This window comes from Burkholderia sp. Bp9099, assembly GCF_003857805.1.
Lineage (GTDB): Bacteria > Pseudomonadota > Gammaproteobacteria > Burkholderiales > Burkholderiaceae > Burkholderia.
The window spans coordinates 121,539-147,720 of sequence record NZ_QTPU01000019.1 but is presented as its reverse complement, the minus strand read 5'-3'; the positions used below and the strand labels follow the sequence as shown (position 1 = coordinate 147,720).

Below are 26,182 nucleotides of genomic sequence, written 5' to 3'. Positions count from 1 at the left end.
TCAGCCGCGCTTGCGCTCGTACACGACGAACGCATAGCCGAACGTATTGGGCGTGGCGGCCTGGTGCGGGTCGCGCGAGACTTCGCGCCAGTGCGCGGGATCGGGCGCCGGGAACGACGCATCGCCGTCGAAGTCGGCATCGATCTCGGTGACGACCAGCTTGTCGGCGAGCGCGAGGCCTTCCGCATAGAGTTGTGCGCCGCCGATCAGGAATGCTTCGGGCGCGCCGTCGCGCGCGGCGAGCGCGAGCGCGTCGGCGAGCGACGTGACCGTGTCGCAGCCGTCGAAGCGGCGCGCTGCGTCGCGCGTGACGACGATATTGCGGCGGCCCGGCAACGGCCGGCCGATCGACTCGTGGGTCTTGCGGCCCATCACGATCGGCGCGCCCATCGTCGTGCGCTTGAAGAACGCGAGGTCCTCGGGAAGTTTCCAGGGCAACTGGTTGTCGCGGCCGATGATGCCGTTGCGGGCGCGCGCGACGATCAGGGTCAACGTCGTCATGAAGATCGGGGGAAGAGGAGAACCGGAATGGCGCCGATTCTACCGGAATGGCGGCGCGAGACCGCGCCGGGGCGGATGCGCGGGCGTAGGTGCGGCGTTTGCTCCGTGATGTCCTGAATAAAAAGAGTGCCCGCCGGGGGACGGACACAAAAAACGGTTCGCGTCGCGAAGTCGACGCTGCAGGAAACGACCTGCGCCGTTCATTTTATTCTGCAATCCTCATCGATTAGGCAGCATGATGGAGTCATGTGCGGATTATTGATGCATGCGGTTCCCTGCGGTTCCTTCCATCGCATGCTGCGCGTTGCCGGGGAGCGCCACAGGAATCGGTATCGGCAGCCGGGCCGGCGGGACGAGCTCGTCCCACAGCGTCACCGACGACTTGTCTGACGAACGCGCTCGCGGCGCGGCGACGGGCATGATGCGGAAGCGGTGGTCCTGTTGCATGCGCGGCGCGTTATCGGCAAGCGGCATCGCGCGTTCGGGCCTCGTGCTTTCTTCCGAGCGTGCCGGCATGAAGTGGCAGGCGAGTGCGAATGCAATCGTCATCTGCACACAAGACTGCAAAAAAACTGTTCGCATGGCCGCCTTCTCCCGATCCGTTACGCGTTCAGCGAAATGCATGCCATCGGGCGAAGCGCATTGCCGCGTCTGCGATTTGCGGGGAAGCGTCGTGACTTGCGATCGAAAACGCCGGGAAATGTTTCAGGCGTGAAACGAGGGGGCTCGGGAATACTGCGGATTCAATCGATACGCGTCAAGGATGAAAATTTGCGCGTGTGTCGATGCAGGTACGCGTCGCTGCGCGTTTCTATGTGCAGACGATTGATCAACGTCGACCACTGAGCGATTCGACCGTTCGCTCATCCGCGCTGCAATCGGTTTGTCGTATTCGGCGCCTATAACTAAGCTGTCTTGATCAAAAAAATAACTGGACGCGAGATGAGCGCCATCATGCGAGGCCTGTCGTCGCCGCGCATCGGCATGGCGAATCGAGCCGCTTCGGCTGACCCGGTTCGATCCTTTTGCACGCGACTTGGCGTGTACGGCAATCGTTAGACGGTTGATGAACGGGGTGAGCATATGGGAGCCGAGCAGCGGCATGTGATCTACTTCTCGCGCGAGCCGAACGACGCGTTGCGCGGGCATTTCGACGAATGCGGGTGGCGCGTCGATCTTGCGGAAAGCGCACGCGACGTGCGGCGTGTCGTGCAGCACGGCGTGGCAACGGCCGGCCTGCTCGATTTCTCGCCGGGTTTTCGGCCCGCGGATTTGCGCGAACTCGAAGCGTGTCTGAGCATCCAGCACATCGGCTGGATCGCGGCGACCCGGCGCGGCCAATTGCAGGACGCGACGCTGCGGCATCTCATTCGTGACTATTGCTTCGACTACGTCACGATGCCGTACGAGGCGGCGCGCATCGTCGAGACCATCGGCCACGCGCACGGCATGATCGCGCTGACCGAGCCGGTAGCCGCACCCGTCGGTGCCGGACGCGCCGAAGGCGAGATGGTCGGCACCTGCGACGCGATACTCGGGCTGTTCAGGACGATCCGGCGCGTGGCGACGACCGATGCGCCGGTGTTCATCTCCGGCGAATCGGGTACCGGCAAGGAACTGACGGCCGTGGCGATCCACGAGCGCTCGGCGCGCGCGCAAGCGCCGTTCGTCGCGATCAATTGCGGTGCGATTCCGTCGACGCTGCTCCAGGCCGAACTGTTCGGCTATGAGCGCGGCGCGTTTACGGGCGCGAACCAGCGCAAGATCGGCAGGGTCGAGGCCGCGAACGGCGGCACGCTGTTTCTCGACGAGATCGGCGACCTGCCGCTCGAGAGCCAGGCGAGCCTGCTGCGGTTCCTGCAGGAAGGCAAGATCGAACGGCTCGGCGCGCATGTATCGGTGCCGGTCGACGTGCGCGTGATCTGTGCGACGCACGTGGACATGGAAGCGGCGCTGCGCGAAGGGCGGTTCCGCGAGGACCTGTTTCATCGGCTGTGCGTGTTGAAGATCGAGGAGCCGCCGCTGCGCGCACGCGGCAAGGATATCGAACTGCTGGCGCGCCACATGCTCGAGCGTTTCAAGGGGGATGCGCATCGCCGCCTGCGCGGCTTCTCGCCGGACGCGATCGCCGCGCTGTACGGCTATTCGTGGCCGGGCAACGTGCGCGAGCTGATCAATCGCGTGCGCCGCGCGATCGTGATGTCGGAGGGCCGGATGATTACCGCGGCCGATCTCGAACTCAACGAATTCGCGGTACTGGCGCCCGTCTCGCTCACCGAGGCGCGCGAAGCGGCCGAACGGCAGGTGATCGAGCAGGCGCTGCTGCGTCACCGCGGCCGGTTTGCCGACGCGGCGCGCGAACTGGGCGTGTCGCGCGTCACGCTGTACCGGCTGATGTGCGCGCATGGCATGCGCGATCGCGGCGACCCGCTGGGCGGGTTTTCGGCACCGTTGCCGGAGGTTCAGCATCACGCTTGCTAGAATTGGCGGGTAACGGTCGCCCTCGCGGCCGAAGGAACCCGCATGAAACAGTACCTCGACCTCGTTCGCACCATCCTCGACACCGGCACCTGGCAGGAGAACCGCACGGGCATCCGCACCATCAGCATGCCCGGTGCGATGCTGCGGTTCGACCTGCAGCAAGGTTTCCCGGCGGTCACGACCAAGAAGCTCGCGTTCAAGTCCGCGATCGGCGAACTGGTCGGTTTCCTGCGCGCATCGCGCAGCGCGGCCGATTTCCGCGCGCTCGGCTGCAAGGTGTGGGACGCGAACGCGAACGACAACGCACAGTGGCTCGCGAACCCGTACCGCCAGGGCGTCGACGATCTGGGTGACGTGTACGGCGTGCAATGGCGCCAGTGGCCCGGCTACAAGGTGCTCGACGCGGGCGCCGAGGCGCAGATCGCCGACGCGACGCGCCGCGGTTTCCGGATCGTCACGCGCTTCGACGAGGACGGGGTGCCGAAGGTGCTGCTGTACAAGGCAATCGACCAGCTGCGCCAGTGTCTCGACACGATCATGGAGAACCCGGCCGACCGCCGCATCCTGTTTCACGCATGGAATCCGGCCGTACTCGACCAGATCGCGCTGCCCGCATGCCATCTGCTGTACCAGTTCCTGCCGAACGTCACGAAGCGCGAGATTTCGCTGTGCCTGTACATCCGCAGCAACGATGTCGGGCTCGGCACGCCGTTCAACCTGACGGAAGGGGCCGCGCTGCTGTCGCTCGTCGGCCGGCTGACGGGCTACACGCCGCGCTGGTTCACGTACTTCATCGGTGACGCGCACATCTACGAGAACCAGCTCGACATGCTGCAGCAGCAGCTCACGCGCGAGCCGTACGACAGCCCGCGGCTCGAAATTGCCGAGCGCGTGCCGGACTATGCGAAGACCGGTGTTTATGCGCCCGAATGGCTCGAGCAGATCGAGCCGTCGGATTTCTCGCTTGTCGGCTACCGTCACCATGAGCCGCTGACCGCGCCGATGGCGGTCTGAGCCCGGCCTGCGACGGCGGCGGGTGAGGCGACCCGCGCCAGGCAGCATGAAGAAGGCCCGACCGGCACTCGCCGGGTCGGGCCTTGCCGTTTCAGCGGTCGGGTTACTGGTGGCGCCGCTCGTCGTGGCCGCCGGGCGGCGGATTGCCCGGGTGCGGCGCCTCGACGTGCGGCGCCGGTTGCGGCCGCGGTTCCATGCGCGGCGCGGGCATGGACGGCCGCGGTTCCATGTGCGGCGCGGGCATCGACGGCCGCGGCTCCATGCGCGGGGCCTGCGGCTGCGGTCGCGGCATGTCATGCACGGCGGGCGCGGGCGGACGGTACTCGTTCACGTGCGCCGGCGCGACTTCGCGGCGCGGTGCCGGTTGCGCGAATTCGGGGCGCGGTTGCGGTGCCGGAGCGGTCCGCTCGGGCCGCGGCTGCGCATGCTGGGCCGGTGCCGCGAAATCGGGGCGCGGACTCTGCTGCGGAATCTGCGCGGTCATGTCGAGTCGCGGTTGCGGCAACGCGCGCGGCGTTTCCTGCCGACGGCCGGGCTGCGTACCGGGCGTGGCTTCCGGATGCGGGACCGGCGCCGCGCTGCGCACGGGCGGCAGCGCGTTCTGTCCGGCTGCGTGGAGTGCCGTCGGCGGCGTCGGGCGCTGACGCTCCATCGGCGTGTGCGGCTGCATCCACGCGGGCGCGGGCGCCGCGGCCGCATGCGTGTTGTCGCGCCCGGCCGGCTCGTTGGCGGCCGCCGGCGGATGCGGGACGCCATTTCCGGGACTCAACGCCTGATGCGGAGCCGGATGGCCCGGCGCCTGCGGCATCGCACCGTTGGCGAAGCGCGGCGCATTGGGGGCTTCGCCGTTCATCGGTCGTGCGCCGTTCGCCACGACCGGCATCGGCGCACCAGGCCGCGCGACCTGGGCCGGTGCCGGCTGGCCGTCGCGTGGTGCGTGCGCCGGTTGCACGACGGGACCGTGCGGATTCACGAGCTGCACGTTGCGCATCGCCCACGCACCGGCTTTCGGGTTGCCCGGAACGCGGACGGGGCGCGCCTGGTAGTCGGCCGGCACGCTCGTCCTCGCGACCGGTGCGCCTGCACCCGGCACGTGCTGGCCCTGCCGGGCGAGATGCGCGGCCGCCTGGTCACGATAGGCGGCCGGCACGGCCGGATTGCGCGTCGCGACGAACGTGTGCTGTCCGAGCGCCGCCGGCGGACGGTAGCTGGCCGTGCGCAGTCCGCCGGTCAAGCTCTGGCGTACCGGCGCAATGCCGGGCGTGCCCGGCATCACGTGCGCGTTGCGCCACTGCTGCGGATCGACGCGTTGCGCGAAGTGCGCGACCGGCTGGCCGTGCACGAACGCGGACGCCGGCACGGCCGTGATCGCATGCGGCGCGCGGAAATTCACGTACGTCTTGTTGATGTTCGTGATGTTCGTGATGTTGGTGATGTTCGTCACGTTCACGGTCTTGTTGACCGTCACGTTGTTGACCACGATGTTCCGGTTTACGCGATCGTAGTAATGCGGGCTCCAGCCGCCCCAGCCGGGATGCCAGGGTTCGCCCGGACCGAGTGCGAACCATGCGCAGCCGGCCGCCGCGACGCCGCCGACCGTCAGCGCGACGCTCCAGTCTGGACCGCCGCCGCCGCCCACGAAGGCGACGAGCGCCGGCGCGTAGACGGGCGGCTGGCTGACGACCATCGGGCCGGGCACCCACGCCCAGCTGTCGTCGACATAGGCCCAGCGGCCGTAGTGATACGGCGCGAAGCCCCACGGCGCATCGTCGACCCAGGTCCAGCCCCACGGCGCCTGCCAGATCCAGTGACCGTCGTGATACGGCGCCCAGTCGGCGGGCGTGTCGTTCGGCACCCAGACCTCGCCGTAATTCGGGGTTTCGCGCCACGTGCCGTTCGCGTCGAGATCCTGATAGCCGGGCACGTCGCGCGATACGTAGCGGGCCGACACCGAGCGCTGCTCGGCCGCATCGCGGCCGGCGGCCCACTGGTCGAGCGCATCGAGAGCCGGCGCGGCCGATTGCTGCGCGACCTGCAGGTCGGTGCCGGTGAACACGACCTGCTGTCCGGGCGACAGCGGATACTGCCCGTTGCTGCCGTAGACGGTCGCGCTGCCGCTGCGCACGGTGACCGTCGTGCTTGCGCCATTCGGCGCGACGTCGACGCGAAAGTCGCCCGGGCCCGAGATGCCGAGCGCGAGATTGGGCGTGTCGATTTCGTACGACCCGCCGGACGGCAGATCGCGCACGTGCGTCGATACGGTGCCGAGCCCGACCTTCAGCTGCGTCGTGGTGTCGTCGAGGTTGAGCACCGACAGGCTCGTCGATTCGCCGAGTCGCACCGCGGTCGAGCCGATGTGCAGTTCCGAGCGCGCGCCGGCATCGTTCCACAACTGGTCGCCGGTCGTCAGCGGCCGGTTCACGGCGGCGTACGACCACGTATCGGTGCCGGCGGGCTCCGTCGTCACGGCACCCGACTTGTAGTTGAGCCGCGCGACGCGGCTCGGCGGATCGCCGCCCGACTGCCGGGCGGCGGCCGCATACGCGGCGGCCTCGGTCGTTTGCGCGAATGCGGTGGGCACGGTCGCCAGCGCGGCGAACGCGAGCAGCGTGCAGCGGGCGGTTCGCTTGAGCGTGAACAGGGAAGCCATGATGAGCGTCTTCGTCGTTATCGCGGCGCGTCGATTCGTGCCGTTGAATTCACGATATCCGCTCGGCCTGTTTCAGTGCTCGGTGTTTTGTAAGTCGGATGGCACGCGATGTAACAAAACCTGTCCATCGCGCGCCGTTGTCGTCCCGTCGCAATGTACGCGTCAAGCGGACGTAAGCCAGTCGTCGAAAACCTGCTGTCCGGGCACGGTGACGCGCAGCACGCGCGGCCGTGCGGTGCGCTCGATCCAGCCGTGGGCGCAGAAGCTGTCGAGCAGTGCCGCGCCGAGCGCGCCGCCGAGATGGGGGCGGCGCTCGCTCCAGTCGAGGCAGCCGCATGCGAAGCGGCGGCGGCGCATGCGCTGCTGCGCGACGTCGATGCCCCAGTGCGCGAGCGCCCGGGTGCCGAGCTCGGTGGCTTCGATCGCGTCGCCGTCCGCCTGCAGCCAGCCGCGTGCGGTGAGCCCGTCGAAGATGCGGACCGCGAGTTCGCCGGCCATGTGGTCGTAGCAGGTGCGCGCGTAGCGCAGTTCGGCCGGCACCGCGCGCGACGGCGGCGGCACCGGACGGTTCGGCGCGGCCGCGCGGGCCACGTTCGCGAGCGCCTCGAGCGACGCCGCGATGTCGGCCGACGCGAGCCGGTAGTAGTGGTGCCGGCCGCGCACGTCGAGCGCGAGCAGGCCGCCTTCGGTCAGGCGCGCGAGGTGCGCGCTCGCCGCGGACGGCGACAGCCCCGCGATCATCGTCAGTTCGCCGGCCGGCCGCGCGCTGCCGTCCATCAGCACCCACAGCATCGCGGCGCGCCCCGGATCGGCGATCAGGGCTCCGATTCGGCTCAGGCCCGGAAAGTGGTGGTCGTCTTGATCGGTCATCGTCGTGTCTCGTCAGGCGGAATGACTGCAGTGTAGGTGCTGCGCACATTCGATGTTTCGTGTTCGGGTGAAATGTCGGATGCGGCGGGGCGGTGCGCGACCCGCGGTCGCCGGCCGCGCACGCGTAGAATGGCCGGACGCGGCGGCAGTGGGCCGCCGGATGCGACACGATGCAACGATGAAGACGATTTTCTGCCTGTTGGCCGCCGCGTTCCTTTGCGCGGCCTGTGCGCAGGGCGGTGCAGGCGCCGCCGGCGAGCGGGGCGGCAGCCTCGAGATGTACGGGACGATCGATCAGGGCATCACGGTGCGCCGCTGACGGACGTCGATCGCCAGTGCCGATGCCGGTTCGGCGCACGGCCGCGGCCGGCCGTGCGGCGGGCGCTGCGACGTGTTGCCGCAGTGCAACGTATAATGCGCCGAGTGCCGTACCCCCGCCGCCTGGAGCTACCACGATGTCCCAACCATCCCCCGTACCGGCCGCCCTCGACCGCACCGAAACCGTATTCCGCTTCCTCGCCGAGCCGTCGTCCGTGAACTTCGGCGGCAAGGTGCATGGCGGCGCGCTGATGAAGTGGATCGACGAGGTCGCGTACGCGTGCGCGGCGGTCTGGTCGAGCCGCTATTGCGTGACGGTCAGCGTCGGCAATATCCGCTTCCAGCGTCCGATCCTCGTCGGCAACCTGGTCGAGCTGAAGGCGCGCGTCGTCGCGACGGGCCGCACCAGCATGCACATCCATGTGTCCGTGCACGCCGGCGATCCGAAGGGCGGCGTGCTGCGCCAGACGACCGACTGCCTCGTCGTGTTCGTCGCGGTCGACGAGAACGGCAACCCGGTGCCGGTGCCGCCGTTCGTGCCCGAGACCGACGAGCAGAAGGTGCTCGCGAAGTATGCGGCCGACGTGCGCGCCGCGCTCGACAAGATCGTCGAGATGAAGCCCGAGGAAGTGGCGAAGGGCACCGTCTGACGACAACGGGCGCGGCGTTCGCGCCGCGCCCGTCGCATCATCGCGTCGCCCCCGCGATTACCGCGATCCGATCATTTCCTCGGGGCGCACCCACGCGTCGAATTCCGCCTCGGTCAGGTAGCCGAGCGCAAGCGCGGCGGCCTTCAGCGTCGTGCCTTCCTTGTGCGCCTTCTTCGCGATCTGCGCGGCCTTGTCGTAGCCGATATGCGGGTTGAGCGCCGTCACGAGCATCAGCGATTCGTTCAGCAGCAGATCGATGCGCGCGCGGTTCGGCTCGATGCCCGCCGCGCAGTGGTCGTTGAAGCTCTGCGCGCCGTCGGCGAGCAGCCGCACCGACTGCAGCACGTTGTGCGCGATCATCGGCCGGAACACGTTCAGCTCGAAGTTGCCGCTCGCGCCGCCGACGTTTACCGCGACGTCGTTGCCGAACACCTGGCAGCACAGCATCGTCACGGCTTCCGACTGCGTCGGGTTCACCTTGCCCGGCATGATCGAGCTGCCCGGCTCGTTTTCCGGAATCGACAGTTCGCCGAGCCCGCAGCGCGGCCCGCTCGCGAGCCAGCGGACGTCGTTGGCGATCTTCATCAGGCCGGCCGCGACCGTCTTCAGCGCGCCGTGCGCGAACACCAGCGCGTCGGCGGCCGCCATCACCTCGAACTTGCTCGGCGCGGTCACGAACGGCAGCGTCGTCAGCCGGCCGATCTCGTCGGCGACGCGCACCGCGAACTCCGGATGCGCGTTCAGCCCGGTGCCGACGGCAGTGCCGCCGAGCGCGAGTTCGTACAGGTGCGGCAGCGCCGATTCGACGTGCCGAATGCCCTGGTCGAGCTGCGCGACGTAACCGGAAAATTCCTGCCCGAGCGTGAGCGGCGTCGCGTCCTGCAGGTGCGTGCGGCCGATCTTCACGATATCGGCGAAGGCCTTCGACTTCGCGTCGAGCGTCGCGCGCAGCGTGCGCAGCGCGGGCAGCAGATGGTTGACGATCGCGTACGCGGCCGCGACGTGCATCGCGGTCGGGAACACGTCGTTCGACGACTGGCCGCGGTTCACGTCGTCGTTCGGGTGGACCTTGCGTGCTTCGCCGCGCTCGCCGCCGAGCAGTTCGCTCGCCCGGTTCGCGATCACCTCGTTGAGGTTCATGTTGGTCTGCGTGCCGGAGCCCGTCTGCCACACGGCGAGCGGGAATTCGCGCGGATGCTTGCCCGCGATGATCTCGTCGGCCGCGTCGATGATCGCGCGCGCCTTGTCGTCGGCCAGCACGCCGAGCGACTGGTTCACGGCGGCCGCGGCGCGCTTGACGATCGCGAGCGCGTGGATCAGCTCGGGCGACTGCTTCTCGGTCGAGATCCGGAAATTCTGCAGCGAGCGTTCCGTCTGCGCGCCCCAGAGCCGGTTGGCCGGCACGGCGATCTCGCCGAACGTGTCGCGTTCCATCCGAACTGCTTCGTTCATGATGCACTCCTCTTGGGAAGGGGAAAGGCCGCGCGTCGCGCGGCGTCTGGCGTATCGTGAGGCAGTCGCGCCGCTGGCGCGACGCGTTGGGTCTTCAACCGACAAGCATAGCGCCGGCCGCGATTTTGCGTCGTGTCGTCGCGCTCAGCGCGTCGATGCGACGAGCGATGCGCTCTTCAAATGGAAGCGCCAGGCCATCAGCGCGGCGACGCTCGCGAGGCCGGCCGCGAGCCCCCACCACAGGCCGCGTGCGCCAAGGCCTGCATGGAACGCCAGCCAGTAACCGGTCGGGAAGCCGATGCCCCAGTAGCCGAGGGTCGCCGCGAGCATCGGGATGCGCGTATCGCGCAGTCCGCGCAGCGCGCCCGAGCCGACGGTCTGCATGCCGTCGACGATCTGGAACACCGCGGCAATGCCGAGGAGCGACGCGGCCAGCGACACGGTCGCCGCGTTGGCCGGATCGTCGAGCTGGAGGTACAGGCCGACGATCGCATGCGGCACGACGATCAGCACGAGCCCCGACAGCGACATGAACGCGACGCCGAGGCCGAGCGCGACGAAGCCCGCATGCCGCGCGGCGACCGGCTGGCCGGCGCCGACCCAGTAGCCGACCCGCACGTTGGCGGCCTGGCCGATCGCGAGCGGCACCATGAACGCCACCGACGCGACGTTCAGTGCGATCTGGTGCGCGGCAAGCGACGTCGCGCCGAGCACGCCGATGGTCAGGCCCGTGGCGAGAAACAGCGTCGATTCGACCCCGTACGTGATCGCCACCGGCCAGCCGATGCCGATCAGCTCGCCCATCATCGGCAGTTTCGGGCGGGCGGCGGTCACGAAATGGCGGAACCGCTGGCGGCCGTGCAGCAGCCAGATCAGCGCGAGCGCGGTGAGCCAGATGGTGATGGTCGTCGCGACCGCCGAGCCGAGGAAGCCGAGCCGCGGCAAGCCGAAGGCGCCGTGGATCAGCCCGTAGTTCAGCACGCCGTTCACGCCGACGCCGCCGATCGACACCCACAGCAGCCGCCGTGCGGCGCCGATCGCCGGCAGGAAGGCGCGCATCAGCCCGACGCCGATCAGGCTGCCGAGCGCCGCGAACCGCAGGATGCCGGTGTACTCGCCGACGTGACGCGCGAGCGTGGGCGGCTCGTGGAACATCAGCAGGATCGGCTCGGACAGCGACAGCGCGACGATCGCCGGAATCGCGAGCAGCACGGACAGCACGAAGCCGGTCCAGTAGATGTGCGGCACGCGGTGTTCCGCCTGCGCGCCGCGCGCATGCGCGACGCTCACGCTGACCGACGACAGCACACCCTGCAGCACGGTCACGATGACGAAGAAGAAGTTCGCGCCGAGGCCGCCCGCCGCGAGCGAATCGGGGCCGAGCGAGCCGAGCAGCACCGTGTCGGTGACGCTCATCGCCATTTGCGAGAGTTGTGCGATCGCGAGCGGTGCGGCGAGGCGCGCGGTATCGGCGGCATGACTGGACAGCGACGGCGGCGCGGCGGCCGTCCGCGTAAGACCGGAATGCGACATGGAATGGGCGCTCGCGCGGGTGCGGGCCCGCGCTGTCTGTATTTATTTTGAGAGACGGCTAGCTTACGGCTTTATTCGAACGGTGTCGAACGCGCGCGCCGATGGCCATGTCACGGTGAGGGGGAACCGCTATGCGTCGTGAACCGCGATCCGCGTATCGCCGAACAGCACGACCTGGCCCGCGCGGATCTTGCAGGTCTTGCGCAGTTCGACCACGCCGTCGACTTTCACCGCGCCGGACGCGACGAACATCTTCGCGGTGCCGCCGCTGTCGGCGAGGCCGGTGATCTTGAGAAGGTTGTGCAGCTCGACGTACTCGCCGGTCAGCGTGAAATCCAGGTTGGGCATGACGAAGGAGGCGCGCGACGCGCGGGAGGAATCGCCCCGCATCATACGGCACTGCGGGCCCGCGCGCGAGTGCGGCCGCGCGCGCATGTTTGCGCCCCGTAGCTGTTAAGGACTGTGAGCGATTCGTCAGCAAATGAAACGGTGGGTAACAGTCTGAGAGATTCGAGAACCGGCCGTGCCGCCCGCGGGTCTTTCATCGTACCTGCTGCGTGTCGCGGCAGGGGACGCGACGGAGCGTATCGATGCGCTCCGCGCCCACAACTTCTTGAGGAGGATTGTCATGTCCAAGATTCGTACGATGCTGATTGGTGCCGCGCTGACGGCGTTCGCCACTTCGGCCGCATTCGCGCAGACCGGCGTCGCGGCGCAGGGCACCGCAGGCGCCGGCGTGCAGACGCAGGCGCCGGCAGCGGGGGCAGGCGCAGACGCGGGTATGCAGGGTGGTGCCGGCGCGAATGCGTCGGGCAACGCGGTCGGCGGCGCAACCGATGCGGTTGGCGCGGCAGCCGACGGCGCGAAGGATACGGCGGCGTCGTCGGTCCACTCGACCAAGAAGCACGCGAAGCATGCGGCGAAGTCGGCCAAGCATCACGCCGGCTCGGCGAAGTCGAAGGTGGGCGACGAAGCGGTCGAAGGCAGTGCGTCGGCCGGCGTGCAGGGCGGTGCATCGGCCTCGGGCGCCGCGCAGTAAGCGGCACCCCGACGTCGCACGACGCTCGCCCCGGACGGCGCGTCGTGACGGCGATCGACCGGCGGCCCGGTTCGCTTCGCGCGAACCGGGCCGTTCTTCATGCGTGGACGCGGGCCGTCACGGCCGGCGCTGCTCCGGCCCCGGTCCGTGTGCCGGTCTTGCCGCGGACGGGGTAAATACGCTGCGCAGCCACGCGGCGAGCCGCGTGAATACGTCGTATGGCTCGTCGACGAAGATCTCGGGCTTCAGCAGCCGCAGATATTCCATGATCTGCTGCGCTTCCTGTTTCTGGAACGAGCCGTGCGCGAGCCCGAGCCGCAGCAGGCCGCGCAGTTCGCCGAGCTTGTCGCGCGCGGCGCTGCCGACGCTCATCTCGCACGCGAGCTTCGCCTCGTAGATGCGCTGGCGCAGCGATTCCGCGAGCCGCCACGCGGGCGTCTGCATCGATTCCTCGAGCGCCTGGATGTCGTGGACCGCGCTCTTGATCTGCGCCGCGAGCGGATCGACCAGCGACGCATCGCCCTGCGCTTCGGCGACGATCGCCTTGGCCCAGTCGCGGCACGCCTTCGCTAGCTCGTCGGGCGTCCATTCGGAGCGCGACGCGAAGCCGAAGCCGAATTCGCCGGCCTGCCGCATCAGGATCGCGACGACGTCCGGGAATTCCTTGTCGAGCGTGCGCTTCGCCCACGCGTACTGGCCGCCCTCGAGCATCCGCTGCACGGCGTGCTCGGTCAGCGGCACCATGTTGTCGAGCAGCTTGGCGCGCAGGAAATCCTCGAACGACGGCGTCGCGAACTGCGGGTCGAGTTTCAGCGACACGCGCACGAACGCGTCGTAGTCCTTGCGCAGGGACGCAAGCGTGTCGTCCTTGAGGGAAAGGGTGATCTGGCCCATGAATCGTCTCGATGGCGGCCCGCGCGGGCCGGCGGCCGACATCGCGCACCGGTGCGGGCGCGGCGTCGACGGACCGGTTCGCGCCGAGGCCGATGGCGGGTCTTCACTTCCTATATCGGCGCGCCGGACGGAAACTTGAGCGCGGCCGGCGAGGTCCGCTCAGGCCGGCAGCCAGTGCGGCATCACGACCCCTTGCCAGAAGAAGAACACCGCGAGCCCGACCGCGATCGTCACGAGCGGCCGGCGTGTCGTCGCCGACACGAGCACGGCGGCGAGCGCGCCGACCAGCTGCGGATTGCGCCAGGTCAGCTCGGCCGTGCCGCCGTGCGGCGAGACGGTCATCGGCACGATGATCGCAGTCAGCACGGTGACGGGCACGAAGCCGAGCGCGGTCCGCACGAGCGGCGGGAAGGTCAGCCGCTCGCCGAACAGGAACAGCGTCGTCCGGATCGCATAGGTGATCACGGCCATCCCGAGGATCAGCAGCGCGTAGCTCACGATGCGGCCTCCGTGCGTGAAGCGGTGCGCGAACGCTCGTGCAGCAGCGTGAGCGCGACGCCGACCACGACGCCGGCGGCGACCGCGCCCAGCAGCCCGAGCTTGTACGGCCAGCCCTGCCAGAAGTACGCGAGCGTGCCGGCCGTCGCGGCGGCCGCCAGATAGCGCAGCGTGCCGAGCTGCGGGACGACGATCGCGATGAAGGTGGCCGCCATCGCGAAATCGAGGCCGAGCGACTGGAGGCCCGGGAAGGCCGCGCCGAAGCCGATGCCCGCGAGCGTCCAGACCTGCCAGTTCAGGTACATCGCGAGGCCCGAGCCGAAGAAGTAGTGCGGGCCGATCGCGCCGGGCGGGAAGTGGCGGTAGTGCGCGTAGGCGACCGCGAACACCTCGTCGGTCATCAGCGCGCCGAGCGTCGCGCGCCAGCGCAGTGGCAGGTGCGCGACGTACGGCGCGAGCGTCGCGCTGTACAGCAGGTGACGCAGGTTCACGATCAGCGTCGTCGCGAGCACGACGACGAAGCTCGCGCTGCCCGCGATCAGGCCGAGCGCGATGAATTGCGCGGAGCCCGCGAACACCGCGAGCGACATCAGCGCGCCGTGCCATGCGGCGAGCGGGCCGCCGCCGACGAGCGTGCCGAAGATCACGCCGAACGGTGCCGCGCCGATCATCATCGGGATCGTGTCGCGTGCGCCGTCGAGCCACTCGTTGAGCGGGGGGCGAGGCGGGGGCGTAGGTGTGGGTGTGGGGTTCAAGGGGCGCGTCTCCATGAAATGGAGGATAGCGGGGTGATGCAGCGGCGGCTTGTATGTTCTTGCGCCCGCGCGGGTGCCGATGGCGCTGCGTGCGTGCGGGTTGCCGTCCGTCGTCGAATGCAGGGAAGGGCGTCAGCGCGCCTGCCAGCGTCCGGGCGGTACGCCGAACATTCGTTTGAAATGCCGCGTGAAGTGACTCTGGTCGACGAAGCCGCTGGCCGCGGCGACATCGGCGATCGGCACGCCCGCGCGCAACGGCGCAAGCGCGCGCTGCAGCCGCAGCTGGTTGCGCCACGCATGTGGCGGCATCCCGGTCGTGCGCGTGAACAGGCGCGCCGCGTGAAACGGCGACAGGCCGGCGGCCTGCGCGACGTCGTCGAGCGTGACCGTGCCCGTGAGATCGGCGGCGAGCCGTTCGCGCATCGCGTCGACGCGCGGTTCGTCGGCCGCGAGCGCCGCCGGTTGCAGCCGCGCGTCGGCATGGCGCGCGATCAGTGTCGACAGCGCATCGAGCATCGCCGTTTCGGCGGCGAGCGGATCGTAGACGCGCGGTGCCGCGGCGGCCGGATCATTGGCGGCCGGCTGCTCGTGGGGGTGGAACGGCGGCATGCGTTCGCTGCCGGCCTCCATCATCCGGTGGGCCAGCGCGAGCCGTGCCGCGAGATCGGTGTCGCGGATCACGTCGGACGGGAACCATGGCGCATCCTGCGGCCGCCCCGCGATCGCGCTCGCGAGTGAGCGAATGTAGTCGACCGGCACGTAGCTCACGCGATAGCACCAGCCTTCGTCGGTCGCGCGCGAGCCGGTGTGCACTTCGCCGGGATTGATCACGGGCACGGTGCCCGTTTCGGCGACATGGCCGCTGCCGCGACAGGTGTAGCGCTCCGCCCCCTCGAGGATCACGGGGATCGTGTACGCGTCGTGCCAGTGCGGCGCGAACGTGTGGTCGCGATAGGTGGCGGTGAGCAGATCCGCGTCCGGCAGCAGCGGCGTGCGCCAGTAACGTGCGGAGTCCGGAAGAAGGCGGGGGGCGGACATGGTCGGGCGCGAGGGCGGTCGAATCGACAGTGTAGCGCTCGCGCGCCCGGCCGGCGCGGGCTTACTTGACCGGAATCGTCGTGCCGGCCGGCATCGGCACGGCGGTCACGGCGTTCTTCGGGCTGCCGCTGACGATGCGGTCGCTGTAGGTCAGGTAGACGAGCGTGTTGCGCTTCTTGTCGACCACGCGCACGACGTGCAGCGTCTTGAAGATGAACGACATCCGTTCGCTGAACACGTCGGTCTGCTGCTTGAGCGGCTCCTTGAAGCTGAGCGGGCCGACTTGCCGGCACGCGATCGACGCTTCGCTCGGATCCTCGGCGACGCCGAGCGTGCCCTTGATCCCGCCGGTGCGCGCCCGCGACACGTAGCAGGTGACGCCCGTCACGAGCGGATCGTCGTACGCTTCGACGACCACGCGGTCGGAGCCCGTCACGCGGAAATGGGTGTTGACGCTGCCGACTTCCTCCGCGTGCGCGAGCGGCGCGGTGGCAAAGGCGGAGAGCAGAAGGGCGAGCGACGCGGCGGAAAGGAGGCGGTGCTTCATCGACGGAACCGGATGCGAATGCGGGACAGAAACTCTAGCATGCGCGGCGGTGACCGGCGGGCGCCGGAAAAACAAAAGGCCCGTCGAATGACGGGCCTTTCGCTGTCTGGCTCCCCGACCTGGGCTCGAACCAGGGACCTACGGATTAACAGTCCGGCGCTCTACCGACTGAGCTATCGGGGAATAAATCGGTACATCTGCTTGCGTGTTCGGTAACCAACAAAAAACCCGTCCACTTTCAACGGGCCTTTGTTTTTTGGCTCCCCGACCTGGGCTCGAACCAGGGACCTACGGATTAACAGTCCGGCGCTCTACCGACTGAGCTATCGGGGAACAAACAACAACAGCAGAGAAACGAGATTGTATGGAGTGTTCGCTAACCTGTCAACACTTTTGAGCGGCGGCGCACCAAAAAATTTTTGCAGCGCCGCTGCGCGATCAACGCTCGAGCAGGTGCAGCTTGTCCTGCACGTCCTTCCACTCGTCCGCGTCGGCCGGTGCCGGCTTGGTCTTCGTGATCGACGGCCAGTCCTTCGCCAGCTCGGCGTTCAGCGCGGTGAACTGCTGCTGGTCGCCCGGAACGTCTTCTTCGGCATAGATCGCATTGGTCGGGCACTCGGCGACGCACACGGCGCAGTCGATGCACTCGTCCGGATCGATGGCGAGAAAGTTGGGACCTTCACGGAAGCAATCCACCGGGCACACATCCACGCAATCCGTGTATTTGCACTTGATGCAGCCTTCGGTCACAACGTGAGTCATTAAAACGCTCCTGCTTGGCGGTATATATGGGGTGGCGTGTGCGCCAAAAGCGGCATTGTAACTGAAGCGCAAAACCCGCATGGCGTGGTCGGCTTTCCGGCTTATATCGTTTCGTGATTAGTTTATGGGGCTGGCGGCGGGCGCGGCGCGTGCGGCCGCGCGCCCGGCGCGTCGGGCAGGGCGGTTTCACGATGGTCGGGCCCGCATTCGGGTAACATGGCCGACAGACCGGGCGGCGCGCGGTGCGCCGGGGCCCTGTCACGATATTGGCGGTGCCGTAAACATGATCATCACTTCGCTGCTCGACACGGATCTCTACAAGTTCACGATGATGCAGGTCGTCCTGCATCACTTTCCTGCCGCAAACGTCGAGTACCGGTTCCGGTGTCGCACGCCCGGCGTCGATCTCGTGCCGTACATCGACGAGATCCGCGACGAGGTGCGCGGCCTGTGTGCGCTGCGCTTCACCGACGACGAACTCGACTACCTGCGGCGCATGCGCTTCATCAAGAGCGACTTCGTCGACTTCCTCGCGCTGTTCCACCTGAACGAGAAGTACATCTCGATCACGCCTTCGCCGAAGGGCAACGGCGAGATCGACATCGTGATCGAAGGGCCGTGGCTGCACACGATCCTGTTCGAGATCCCGGTGCTCGCGATCGTCAACGAGGTCTATTTCCGCAACACGCAGCGCGAGCCCGACTATCGCGAAGGCCGCGAGCGGCTGGGCGAGAAGATCAAGCTGCTCGGCGCGAAGCCCGAGTTCGCCGACTGCAAGATCGCCGACTACGGCACGCGCCGGCGCTTCTCGAAGGTCTGGCACGAAGAGGTCGCGCTGACGCTGCGCGACGGGCTCGGACCGCAGTTCGCGGGCACGAGCAACGTGTTCTACGCGATGAAGCACGGCCTGACGCCGCTCGGCACGATGGCGCACGAATACCTGCAGGCCTGCCAGGCGCTCGGCCCGCGGCTGCGCGATTCGCAGACCTACGGTTTCGAGATGTGGGCGAAGGAGTATCGCGGCGACCTCGGGATCGCGCTGTCGGACGTCTACGGGATGGACGCGTTCCTGAACGACTTCGACATGTACTTCTGCAAGCTGTTCGACGGCGCGCGCCACGATTCAGGCGATCCGTTCGAGTGGGGCGAGCGCATGCTGCGCCACTACGAGGCGAACCGCTGCGATCCGCGCACCAAGGTGCTCGTGTTCTCCGACGCGCTCGACATTCCGAAGGTCATGCAGCTGTACGAACGGTTCCGCGGCCGCTGCAAGCTCGCGTTCGGCGTCGGCACCAACCTCACGAACGATCTCGGTTACGTGCCGCTGCAGATCGTGATCAAGATGGTCCGCTGCAATGGGCAGCCGGTCGCGAAGCTGTCGGATACGCCGGGCAAGAGCATGTGCGACGACAAGGCGTATCTCGCGTACCTGCGCCAGGTGTTCGGCATCGCGCAGCCGGCCGACGACGCCGCATCGTAGCAAGCGTCGGCCGTCCGGCGAGGTGCGTCGCGGCGGGGGCGGCCGGTATAATCCGACGGTATCGCACGCCAACGTCACGAGGACCGTTCATGGACACTTCCGCTGCCCGTCGCCAGATCCTCGCACGCATTCGCGCGGCGCAAGGACGCGCGCCCGAACCCGATGCAGCGGAGCGCGACGGCGTCGCCGACTATCTCGCCCGCCATCCCGAGGGGCCGCGGCCGCCGATGCCGGCCGACCTCGTCGCCGCATTCGTCGATGAAGCGGCGCGCCTGTCGACGACGGTCGACGAAGTCGCGACGCTGGCCGACGCGCCCGCCGCCGCTGCCCGCTATCTTTCCGCTCACGGCTTGCCGATGCAGGCCGTCGCATGGCGCACGCTGGCCGAGCTCGACTGGGCCGGCGCCGGCCTGTCGGTCGAATGCCGCAAGCCGCGCGACGGCGATCTCGTCGGCCTCACCGGCTGCTTTTGCGCCACCGCCGAAACGGGCTCGCTGGTGCTGCTGTCCGGCCCCGACACCTATGCATCGGCCGGGCTGCTGCCGGAAACCCACATCGCGATCGTGCCGGCGTCGCGGATCGTCGCGGGCCATGAAGACGCATTCGCGCTGATTCGCGCGGAGCGCGGCGAATTGCCGCGCGCGGTCAATTTCGTATCGGGCCCGTCGCGCACCGGCGATATCGAGCAGACCATCGTGCTGGGCGCACACGGCCCGTACCGCGTTCACGCGATCGTCGTGCGCGGTGCATGACGATCGCGTCCGCTCGATCCTCACTCGACTCACTCGCACAAGGAAGTTCTGCATGAAACGACATGCCGCCTGGGCGGGCATGGCGTCGGGAGCCGCGCTTGGCGCCGTTCCCGCGCTCGCATCGGCCGCCACGCTCGACGGTGCCGCGCTGTCCGCACTCTGGGGCATCCCGTTCGCCGGGATCCTGCTGTCCATCGCGGTGTTCCCGCTCGTCGCGCCGGTGTTCTGGCATCACCACTTCGGCAAGATCGCCGCGGCATGGGCGATCGCGTTTCTGGTCCCGTTCGCGGTCGCGTTCGGCGCGGGCACGGCGTTCGGAACGCTGGTGCACGCGCTGCTCGAGGAGTACATCCCGTTCATCGTGCTGCTGACCGCACTGTATACGGTCGCCGGCGGCATTTGCGTCAACGGCAATCTGCACGGCACGCCGAAGCTGAACACCGCGATCCTCGCGCTCGGCACGCTGCTCGCGAGCGTGATGGGCACGACGGGCGCCGCGATGCTGCTGATCCGGCCGCTGCTGCGCGCGAACGACAATCGCAAGCACGTCGTGCACGTCGTGATCTTCTTCATCTTCCTCGTCGCGAACGCGGGCGGCTCGCTGTCGCCGCTCGGCGATCCGCCGCTGTTCCTCGGCTTCCTGAACGGCGTGAGCTTCTTCTGGACGACCACGCATCTCGCGCTGCCGATGCTGTTCATCTGCGCGGTGCTGCTGACGCTGTTCTTCGTGCTCGATACGTACTTCTACCGGAAGGGCGGCGAGGAGCGGCCGGTCGTGCTCGACCCGACACCTGACGATGGCGCGCTGTCGATCGACGGCAAGGTCAACTTCGTGCTGCTCGCGGCCGTGATCGGCCTCGTGCTGATGAGCGGCATCTGGAAGCCGGGCATCACGTTCGACGTGTGGGGCACGCACGTCGCGCTGCAGAATCTCGTGCGCGACGTCGCGCTGGTTGTCGTGGCACTCGCGTCGCTTGCGCTGACGCCGCGCTCCGCGCGCGAAGGCAACGCGTTCAACTGGGCGCCGATCGAGGAGGTCGCGAAGCTGTTCGCGGGAATCTTCGTGACGATCGCGCCGGTGATCGTGATCCTGCGCGCGGGGGCGGACGGTGCGTTCGCGCAGATCGTCCATCTCGTGACGGGGTCGGACGGCAAGCCGATCGATGCGATGTACTTCTGGGCCACCGGCCTGTTGTCGTCGTTCCTCGACAACGCGCCGACCTACCTCGTGTTCTTCAACCTCGCGGGCGGCGACGCGCAAGCGCTGATGACGGCGGGCGCGACGACGCTCGCCGCGATCTCCGCGGGAGCGGTGTTCATGGGCGCGAACAGCTACATCGGCAACGCGCCGAACTTCATGGTGAAGGCGATCGCGGAATCGCGCGGCGTGAAGATGCCGAGCTTCTTCGCGTATCTCGGCTGGGCGTTCGCCATACTGGTACCTGTATTCCTGCTGACGTCGTGGATCTTCTTCACGGCGTAGGCTGACGATTTTCAACCAAGCGCGGACGGTTCGGGCGGCGCGCGATGCGCCGCGTTCCGGCCGCGGCATGCGGAGATGGCGATGCAGAAGATCCTGGTCGCACGTCCGATCTTTCCGGACGTGATCGAACGGCTCGAGCAGTATTTCGAAGTCGACTGGAACAACGGCGACGCGCTCGCCCCCGATGCGCTCGCCGCGCGTCTCGCGGACAAGGACGGTGCGCTGACGGCGGGCGACCCGGTCGGGGCGGCTGCGCTCGCGGCGGCGCCGCGCCTGCGCGTCGTGTCGAACATGGCGGTCGGCTACAACAACTTCGACATGACCGCATTCAACGCGGCGAACGTGCTCGGCACCAACACGCCCGACGTGCTGAACGAGTCGACCGCGGATTTCGGCTGGGCGCTGATGATGGCCGCCGCGCGCCGGATCGCCGAATCCGAGCACTGGCTGCGCGCCGGGCACTGGCAGAAGTGGGCGTACGACGGTTTCCTCGGCGGCGACATTTACGGCTCGACGCTGGGCGTCATCGGCATGGGGCGCATCGGCCAGGCGCTCGCACGCCGCGCGCGCGGCTTCGGGATGCAGGTGATCTATCACAACCGGTCGCGGGTCGCGCCCGAGATCGAGGCCGAGCTGAACGCCGAATACGTGTCGAAGGATGCGCTGCTCACGCGCGCCGATCACGTCGTGCTGGTGCTGCCGTACACGAAGGAGAACCATCATACGATCGGCGCGGCCGAACTCGCGAAGATGAAGCCCACCGCGACGCTGACCAACATCGCGCGCGGCGGCATCGTCGATGACGCGGCGCTGGCCGCCGCGCTGCGCGACGGGACGATCGCCGCGGCCGGCCTCGACGTGTTTGAAGGCGAGCCGAGCGTGCACCCGGCGCTGCTCGAGGTGCCGAACGTCGTGCTGACGCCGCATATCGCGAGCGCGACCGAAAAGACGCGCCGCGCGATGGCGAACCTCGCGGCCGACAACCTGATCGCCGCGCTGGGCGAAGGGCCGCGCGCGGGGCAGCCGCCGAATCCGATCAACCCTGACGTGATCGGGAAGCCGCGCGCATGACGACGATGTTGTTGCTGGCGGCGGTCGTCGTGCTGGCCGTCGCGCTGGCGGTGGCGATCGTCGCGATCGTGCGCGGCGGCGGCCGCCACGACGACGCGGCCGTGCTCGGCGACCAGATCGAGGACGCCGCGCACGCGCAGGCGCTTGCGGTCGAGCGGCTCGAACGCGAGCTGCGCGGCGAGATCGTCGAGAACGCGCGTGGTTCGCGCACCGAATTGGCCGGCAGTTTCTCGCAGCTTCAGCAGACGCTCGCGACGCAGCTGACGAGCATCGCGACCGTGCAGAACAACCAGATCGACGGTTTCGCGCAACAGCTCGGCAAGCTGGTCGCGGGCAACGCGCAGCAGTTCGACGCGATGCGCGAGAGCGTGCAGCGCCAGGCGCAGCAGGCGCGCGAAGAGCAGACGGTCGCGCTGCGTCTGTTCGGCGACACGCTGAACCGGCAGCTCACACAGCTGACCGAGGCCAACGATCGCCGGATCGGCGAAGTGCGTGCGACGCTCGAACAGCGATTGAAGGAAATCGAGACGAACAACGCGGCGAAGCTCGAGGAGATGCGCCGCACCGTCGACGAGAAGCTGCATGCGACGCTGGAGCAGCGGCTCGGCGAATCGTTCAAGCTCGTTTCGGACCGGCTCGAGCAGGTGCACCGCGGGCTCGGCGAGATGCAGACGCTCGCGGCCGGCGTCGGCGACCTGAAGAAGGTGCTGACCAACGTGAAGACGCGCGGCACCTGGGGCGAGGTGCAGCTCGAGGCGTTGCTCGAGCAGATGCTCACGCCCGACCAGTATGCGAAGAACGTCGCGACGGTGCCGAAGAGCAGCGAACGCGTCGAGTTCGCGATCCGGCTGCCGGGACGCGACGCGGGCACGCGCGACGCGCCGCCGGTGTGGCTGCCGATCGACGCGAAGTTTCCGCGTGAGGACTACGAGCGCCTGATCGATGCGCAGGAGCGTGCCGATTCGGTGGCGGTCGAGGAGGCGGCCCGTGCGCTCGAGGCGCGCGTGCGGATGGAGGCGCGCACGATCGCCGAGAAGTACGTCGCGCCCCCGCATACGACCGATTTCGCGCTGCTGTTCCTGCCGACCGAGGGGCTTTATGCGGAGATCCTGCGCCGCCCGGGGCTGACCGACCTGCTGCAGCGCGACTATCGCGTGACGGTGGCCGGGCCGACCACACTGACCGCGTTGCTGAACAGCCTGCAGATGGGCTTCCGCACGCTCGCGATCGAGCAGCGCTCGAGCGAGGTATGGCAGGTGCTCGGTGCGGTGAAGACCGAATTCGGCAAGTTTGGCGACGTGCTCGCACGCACGAAGGCGCAGCTCGAGACGGTCACGCGTTCGATCGAGGCCGCCGAGCAGCGCACCCGTGTGATGAACCGCAAGCTGAAACAGGTCGAGGCGTTGCCGGGCGAGACGGCGGCCGGGCTGCTCGGCGCGGAAGCCGCCGACGGCGCCGATGCGGACGACGCATGACGCATCCCGCATGATGCACGCAGCCGAAACCGGCTGGAACGAAGACGGGCGCCGCGGCGCCCGTTTTCCTTTGACACGGCGACCGGCGTAGCCGGCGCGCGTTCAGCGTGCGGCGAGCGCGTCCAGTGCGTCGCCGGTGACGCGCACGATGCGCCACTCCGGCAGCACGGTCGCGCCCATCTTCTCGTAGAAGTCGATCGCCGGCTGGTTCCAGTCGAGCACCGACCATTCGAAGCGAGCGCAGCGGCGCTCGACGGCGAGTGCCGCGAGGTGCTGCAGCATCGCGGTGCCGAGGCCGGTGCCTCGCTGCGACGGCTGCACGTACAGATCCTCGAGATACAGCCCGCGCCGGCCGAGGAACGTCGAATAGTTGTGGAAGAACAGCGCATACGCGACGATCGCGCCGTCGCGCTCGGCCACCAGCGCTTCGGCGGCGGGGCGTTCGCCGAACAGCGCGTCGGCCAGGTCGGCGTCGCTCGCGACGAACAGGTGCGTGAGCTTTTCGAACTCGGCCAGCTCGCGCATCAGCGCGAGGATCGCGCCAACGTCGCGCGTTTCGGCCGCGCGGATCAGCGGTGTGCCGCTCACGCTTCCTCCGGCGGATCGGACAGCACGATCTCGATGCCGCCGAAGCGCGACGCGACCCAGTTGTACGCGTGGCAGGCGATCCACAGCAGCACGAAACCGAGGATCGCGTTCAGCAGCAGCGCGCTCAGGATCGTGCTCAGTTCGACCATCCCGTAACGGATGTACGCGACCAGGATGCCGAGCAGCACGATCGGCACGCTGAACGTCAGGTAGACGAGGATCAGTGCCTTCGCGGTCTGCCCCGCGGCGATCGACGAGATTTGTTTCTTCATGTGCGGATTGCCCCCGTAGAAATATACCGATTGGAATTCAGATCAGGCCGTCGAGCGGCAGGATGTCGACCGGGGCGCCCGCGTCGACTGCCGCGGAATCGTGGCCCAGGACGATGAAACAGTTGGCGGCCGCAAGGCCGCTCAGCGATGCGGAACTCTGCGAACCGGCCGGCGCGACGTGCCACTGGCCGTCGGCGGCGCGCGTCGCGATCGCACGCAGGTATTCGGTACGGCCCGGACGCTTTTTCAGCGCCTGCGTGCTGCGTGCCGTGTACATCGTCGGCGGCGGCGTGTGCGCGCCGGCCAGCGTCAGCAGTGCGGGGCGCACGATCGCGTAGAACGTCACGGCGGAGGCGACCGGATTGCCGGGCAGCCCGAAGAACAGCACGCGGCCGTCGCCCGCACGCGCGAGCGTGCCGCACGCGAGCGGCCGGCCGGGCCTCAGCGCGAGGCTCGCGAAGGTCACGTCGCCGAGCCGCGCCATCACGTCGCGCGTGAAATCGGCTTCGCCGACCGATACGCCGCCGGACGTGATCACCGCGTCGGCCTGTGCGGCGATCGCATCGTGCAATGCGCGTTCGAGCGCGGCCGGATCGTCGCGGACGATCCCGAGATCGAGTGCGTCGATGTGCAGCCTTTCGAGCATCGCGACCAGCATCCCGCGATTGCTGTCGTACAGCGTGCCGCGGCCGAGCGGCTCGCCGGGTTCGCGCAGTTCGTCGCCGGTCGAGAACACGGCGACGCGCACGCGGCGGCGCACCGTGACTTCGCGCAATCCGAACGATGCGAGCAGGCCGAGATCGGACGGGCGCAGGATGCGGCCGGCGGCAAGCGCGCAGGCGCCGCGCGCGAGATCCTCCCCGGCCCGGCGGCAGTTCGCGCCGCGCGCGACCTCGTGTGCGGCGAAGCGGATGACGTCGCCGTCGACGCGCACGCGTTCCTGCAGAATGACCGTGTCGCATCCGGCTGGCATCGCCGCGCCGGTCATGATGCGGATGCACGTGCCGGGCACCACGGCCCCATCGAACGGATGGCCGGCGAGTGCCGTGCCGGCGACCGTCAGCGCGATGTCGGCGGCCGCTGCCAGCGCGACTGCGCTGCCGTCGAATGCGTAGCCGTCCATCGCCGAGTTGTCGTATGCGGGAATGTCGAACGGCGCATTCACGTCGGCCGCGAGCACGCGGTCGAGGGCGTCATGCAGCGGTACCGTTTCGCACGCGTCGACCGGCACCGCGAACCGACACGCGAGCGCCTGCGCATCGGCGAGCGACAGCGGGGCCGCGGAATCGGGTGCGGTTCGGGAGGCGGGCGAGGATTGCGTGATCATCAGTCGGACTGCGCCGCGAGGCGTATCGGGTTCGTGGCCGGTGGCGCGCGGAGGGCGCCGAAGCGCGAAGGCGCATGCGGCGGGCGGGAAGGGATGCCGGTGCCGTCAGCGGCGGGCAAGCGCGGCAAGTTCCTGCCAGGAATTGGCATTGTAAAACGCACGCTCGTCGCGAAACTCGACTTCGACCGTCTTGTGGCGTGCGTACCACGCACGCACCTTGCGCTCGCCGGCCGCGAGCCTGGCCGCGAGATCGTCGGCGAGCGACGCGCGCAGCAGCGCGAAGGTCGGCTGCGGCGAACGCGCGTGGTGCGCGTCGACGGTCACCGCCATCGCGATGTCGGCCTGCTGCGCGTCGAGCGCCGCGTGCAGCCGCGCGACGAGGTCGGCCGGCAAATAGGGCGTATCGCACGGCGAGCACACGACGAGCGGTGCGCGCGCCGCGCGCATGCCGGCGAGCAGGCCCGCGAGCGGGCCGGGGAAATCGGGGGTTTCGTCCGGTACGATGCGCGCATCGAACGGCGCACCGAGTTCGGCGTAGCGCGCGGCGTTGCGATTCGCGCTGATCAGCGTCTCGTCGACCTGCGGCGCGAGCCGGCGCAGCACGTGCAGCGCGAGCGGCGTACCGTCGAGCAGCTGCAGGCCCTTGTCTGCGCCGTCCATGCGCGTCGCGCGCCCGCCCGCGAGCAGCAGGCCGGTGATGGAAGGCGAGGCGGAAGCGGACATCGCGGGAAA

General features: G+C 68.6%; 28 protein-coding genes and 2 tRNA genes. 10 read left to right on the top strand and 20 right to left on the bottom strand.

Annotated features, from left to right (window positions below):
• From DIE17_RS22870 to DIE17_RS37520, 3 genes are all read right to left on the bottom strand, one after another.
• The gene (locus tag DIE17_RS22870) at positions 1–501 is read right to left on the bottom strand and encodes a dihydrofolate reductase (protein ID WP_044844807.1); all 501 of its coding nucleotides are present in this window, start codon (positions 499–501) and stop codon (positions 1–3) included.
• A gap of 255 nt (positions 502–756) precedes the next feature.
• Positions 757–1,083 (bottom strand): hypothetical protein, encoded by a 327-nt coding sequence (locus DIE17_RS22865; RefSeq protein WP_124487482.1) that lies wholly within the window; start codon positions 1,081–1,083, stop codon positions 757–759.
• A gap of 123 nt (positions 1,084–1,206) precedes the next feature.
• A complete protein-coding gene (locus tag DIE17_RS37520) occupies positions 1,207–1,605 on the bottom strand; it encodes a hypothetical protein (protein ID WP_185500389.1) in 399 nt (132 codons plus the stop codon).
• On the opposite strand from DIE17_RS37520, the gene DIE17_RS22860 reads away from it, so the two are divergent.
• Both DIE17_RS22860 and DIE17_RS22855 read left to right on the top strand, forming a co-directional pair.
• Complete coding sequence (locus DIE17_RS22860) at positions 1,585–2,982, top strand: sigma-54 dependent transcriptional regulator (RefSeq protein ID WP_124487481.1); 1,398 nt, start codon at positions 1,585–1,587, stop codon at positions 2,980–2,982. The two genes, DIE17_RS37520 and DIE17_RS22860, sit on opposite strands and share 21 nt — an antisense overlap.
• 42 nt (positions 2,983–3,024) lie before the next feature.
• Positions 3,025–3,996 carry a thymidylate synthase gene (locus DIE17_RS22855; protein WP_044844804.1) on the top strand — a complete coding sequence of 324 codons (972 nt, stop codon included), beginning with the start codon at positions 3,025–3,027 and terminating at the stop codon, positions 3,994–3,996.
• Positions 3,997–4,099: 103 nt separating this feature from the next.
• Here the strand turns inward: DIE17_RS22855 and DIE17_RS22850 are convergent, their stop codons facing one another.
• Together DIE17_RS22850 and DIE17_RS22845 are read right to left on the bottom strand one after the other, a co-directional pair.
• Entirely contained in the window at positions 4,100–6,646 is a 2,547-nt protein-coding gene (locus DIE17_RS22850; protein WP_124487480.1) for a DUF6600 domain-containing protein, read from the bottom strand.
• A gap of 162 nt (positions 6,647–6,808) precedes the next feature.
• Complete coding sequence (locus DIE17_RS22845; RefSeq protein ID WP_124487479.1) at positions 6,809–7,516, bottom strand: ArsR/SmtB family transcription factor; 708 nt, start codon at positions 7,514–7,516, stop codon at positions 6,809–6,811.
• 178 nt (positions 7,517–7,694) lie between these two features.
• On the opposite strand from DIE17_RS22845, the gene DIE17_RS37515 reads away from it, so the two are divergent.
• A complete protein-coding gene (locus tag DIE17_RS37515; RefSeq protein WP_185500387.1) occupies positions 7,695–7,835 on the top strand; it encodes a hypothetical protein in 141 nt (46 codons plus the stop codon).
• 136 nt (positions 7,836–7,971) lie between these two features.
• Entirely contained in the window at positions 7,972–8,484 is a 513-nt protein-coding gene (locus DIE17_RS22840; protein ID WP_014897688.1) for an acyl-CoA thioesterase, read from the top strand.
• A 57-nt stretch (positions 8,485–8,541) separates the two neighbouring features.
• Here DIE17_RS22840 and fumC read toward each other — a convergent pair whose 3' ends face one another.
• The 3 genes from fumC to DIE17_RS22825 all read right to left on the bottom strand — a co-directional run bounded on the left by fumC (position 8,542) and on the right by DIE17_RS22825 (position 11,817).
• Positions 8,542–9,936, bottom strand: a complete 1,395-nt coding sequence (fumC, locus tag DIE17_RS22835) for a class II fumarate hydratase (protein WP_044844800.1) — start codon at positions 9,934–9,936, stop codon at positions 8,542–8,544.
• 144 nt (positions 9,937–10,080) lie between these two features.
• On the bottom strand, positions 10,081–11,469 hold the full coding sequence (gene norM, locus DIE17_RS22830) for a multidrug efflux MATE transporter NorM (RefSeq protein WP_124487478.1): 1,389 nt from the start codon (positions 11,467–11,469) through the stop codon (positions 10,081–10,083).
• Between the two features lie 129 nt (positions 11,470–11,598).
• The gene (locus DIE17_RS22825; protein WP_006753074.1) at positions 11,599–11,817 is read right to left on the bottom strand and encodes an RNA-binding S4 domain-containing protein; all 219 of its coding nucleotides are present in this window, start codon (positions 11,815–11,817) and stop codon (positions 11,599–11,601) included.
• 280 nt (positions 11,818–12,097) lie between these two features.
• Here DIE17_RS22825 and DIE17_RS22820 point away from each other — a divergent pair, with 280 nt between their 5' ends.
• Entirely contained in the window at positions 12,098–12,508 is a 411-nt protein-coding gene (locus DIE17_RS22820) for a hypothetical protein (protein ID WP_124487477.1), read from the top strand.
• Positions 12,509–12,625: 117 nt separating this feature from the next.
• On the opposite strand, the gene DIE17_RS22815 is transcribed toward DIE17_RS22820, so the two are convergent.
• The 8 genes from DIE17_RS22815 to fdxA form a co-directional block, all read right to left on the bottom strand.
• Positions 12,626–13,402, bottom strand: a complete 777-nt coding sequence (locus DIE17_RS22815) for a DUF4088 family protein (RefSeq protein ID WP_044844797.1) — start codon at positions 13,400–13,402, stop codon at positions 12,626–12,628.
• A 159-nt stretch (positions 13,403–13,561) separates the two neighbouring features.
• On the bottom strand, positions 13,562–13,900 hold the full coding sequence (locus DIE17_RS22810; RefSeq protein WP_044844796.1) for an AzlD domain-containing protein: 339 nt from the start codon (positions 13,898–13,900) through the stop codon (positions 13,562–13,564).
• On the bottom strand, positions 13,897–14,670 hold the full coding sequence (locus DIE17_RS22805) for an AzlC family ABC transporter permease (RefSeq protein ID WP_124521385.1): 774 nt from the start codon (positions 14,668–14,670) through the stop codon (positions 13,897–13,899). The genes DIE17_RS22810 and DIE17_RS22805 overlap by 4 nt, the downstream gene beginning before the upstream one ends.
• A gap of 117 nt (positions 14,671–14,787) precedes the next feature.
• Complete coding sequence (locus DIE17_RS22800; RefSeq protein ID WP_124521383.1) at positions 14,788–15,693, bottom strand: AraC family transcriptional regulator; 906 nt, start codon at positions 15,691–15,693, stop codon at positions 14,788–14,790.
• A 61-nt stretch (positions 15,694–15,754) separates the two neighbouring features.
• Positions 15,755–16,240 carry a CreA family protein gene (locus DIE17_RS22795; RefSeq protein ID WP_044844793.1) on the bottom strand — a complete coding sequence of 162 codons (486 nt, stop codon included), beginning with the start codon at positions 16,238–16,240 and terminating at the stop codon, positions 15,755–15,757.
• Positions 16,241–16,347: 107 nt separating this feature from the next.
• Positions 16,348–16,423, bottom strand: a tRNA-Asn gene (locus DIE17_RS22790).
• Positions 16,424–16,497: 74 nt separating this feature from the next.
• Positions 16,498–16,573: transfer RNA gene (locus DIE17_RS22785), tRNA-Asn, on the bottom strand.
• Positions 16,574–16,678: 105 nt separating this feature from the next.
• Complete coding sequence (gene fdxA, locus DIE17_RS22780) at positions 16,679–17,002, bottom strand: ferredoxin FdxA (RefSeq protein ID WP_011351384.1); 324 nt, start codon at positions 17,000–17,002, stop codon at positions 16,679–16,681.
• Positions 17,003–17,285: 283 nt separating this feature from the next.
• On the opposite strand from fdxA, the gene pncB reads away from it, so the two are divergent.
• The 5 genes from pncB to DIE17_RS22750 all read left to right on the top strand — a co-directional run bounded on the left by pncB (position 17,286) and on the right by DIE17_RS22750 (position 23,263).
• Positions 17,286–18,482, top strand: a complete 1,197-nt coding sequence (pncB, locus tag DIE17_RS22770) for a nicotinate phosphoribosyltransferase (RefSeq protein ID WP_124521381.1) — start codon at positions 17,286–17,288, stop codon at positions 18,480–18,482.
• Positions 18,483–18,571: 89 nt separating this feature from the next.
• The gene (locus DIE17_RS22765; RefSeq protein ID WP_059523763.1) at positions 18,572–19,234 is read left to right on the top strand and encodes a lactate utilization protein C; all 663 of its coding nucleotides are present in this window, start codon (positions 18,572–18,574) and stop codon (positions 19,232–19,234) included.
• Positions 19,235–19,286: 52 nt separating this feature from the next.
• Entirely contained in the window at positions 19,287–20,717 is a 1,431-nt protein-coding gene (locus tag DIE17_RS22760; protein WP_124487471.1) for a sodium:proton antiporter, read from the top strand.
• Positions 20,718–20,798: 81 nt separating this feature from the next.
• Positions 20,799–21,788, top strand: a complete 990-nt coding sequence (locus tag DIE17_RS22755; RefSeq protein WP_124487470.1) for a 2-hydroxyacid dehydrogenase — start codon at positions 20,799–20,801, stop codon at positions 21,786–21,788.
• The gene (locus tag DIE17_RS22750) at positions 21,785–23,263 is read left to right on the top strand and encodes a DNA recombination protein RmuC (RefSeq protein ID WP_124487469.1); all 1,479 of its coding nucleotides are present in this window, start codon (positions 21,785–21,787) and stop codon (positions 23,261–23,263) included. Before DIE17_RS22755 ends, DIE17_RS22750 begins: the two co-directional genes overlap by 4 nt.
• 102 nt (positions 23,264–23,365) lie before the next feature.
• Here DIE17_RS22750 and DIE17_RS22745 read toward each other — a convergent pair whose 3' ends face one another.
• From DIE17_RS22745 to mobA, 4 genes are all read right to left on the bottom strand, one after another.
• Positions 23,366–23,851, bottom strand: a complete 486-nt coding sequence (locus DIE17_RS22745) for a GNAT family N-acetyltransferase (RefSeq protein WP_124487468.1) — start codon at positions 23,849–23,851, stop codon at positions 23,366–23,368.
• The gene (locus DIE17_RS22740) at positions 23,848–24,123 is read right to left on the bottom strand and encodes a hypothetical protein (protein WP_006476519.1); all 276 of its coding nucleotides are present in this window, start codon (positions 24,121–24,123) and stop codon (positions 23,848–23,850) included. Before DIE17_RS22740 ends, DIE17_RS22745 begins: the two co-directional genes overlap by 4 nt.
• A gap of 37 nt (positions 24,124–24,160) precedes the next feature.
• Positions 24,161–25,450 carry a gephyrin-like molybdotransferase Glp gene (gene glp, locus DIE17_RS22735; protein WP_124521379.1) on the bottom strand — a complete coding sequence of 430 codons (1,290 nt, stop codon included), beginning with the start codon at positions 25,448–25,450 and terminating at the stop codon, positions 24,161–24,163.
• A gap of 105 nt (positions 25,451–25,555) precedes the next feature.
• Positions 25,556–26,173, bottom strand: coding sequence for a molybdenum cofactor guanylyltransferase MobA (gene mobA, locus DIE17_RS22730; RefSeq protein WP_124487466.1), 618 nt, complete (start codon positions 26,171–26,173; stop codon positions 25,556–25,558).
• Positions 26,174–26,182 lie beyond the last annotated feature (9 nt).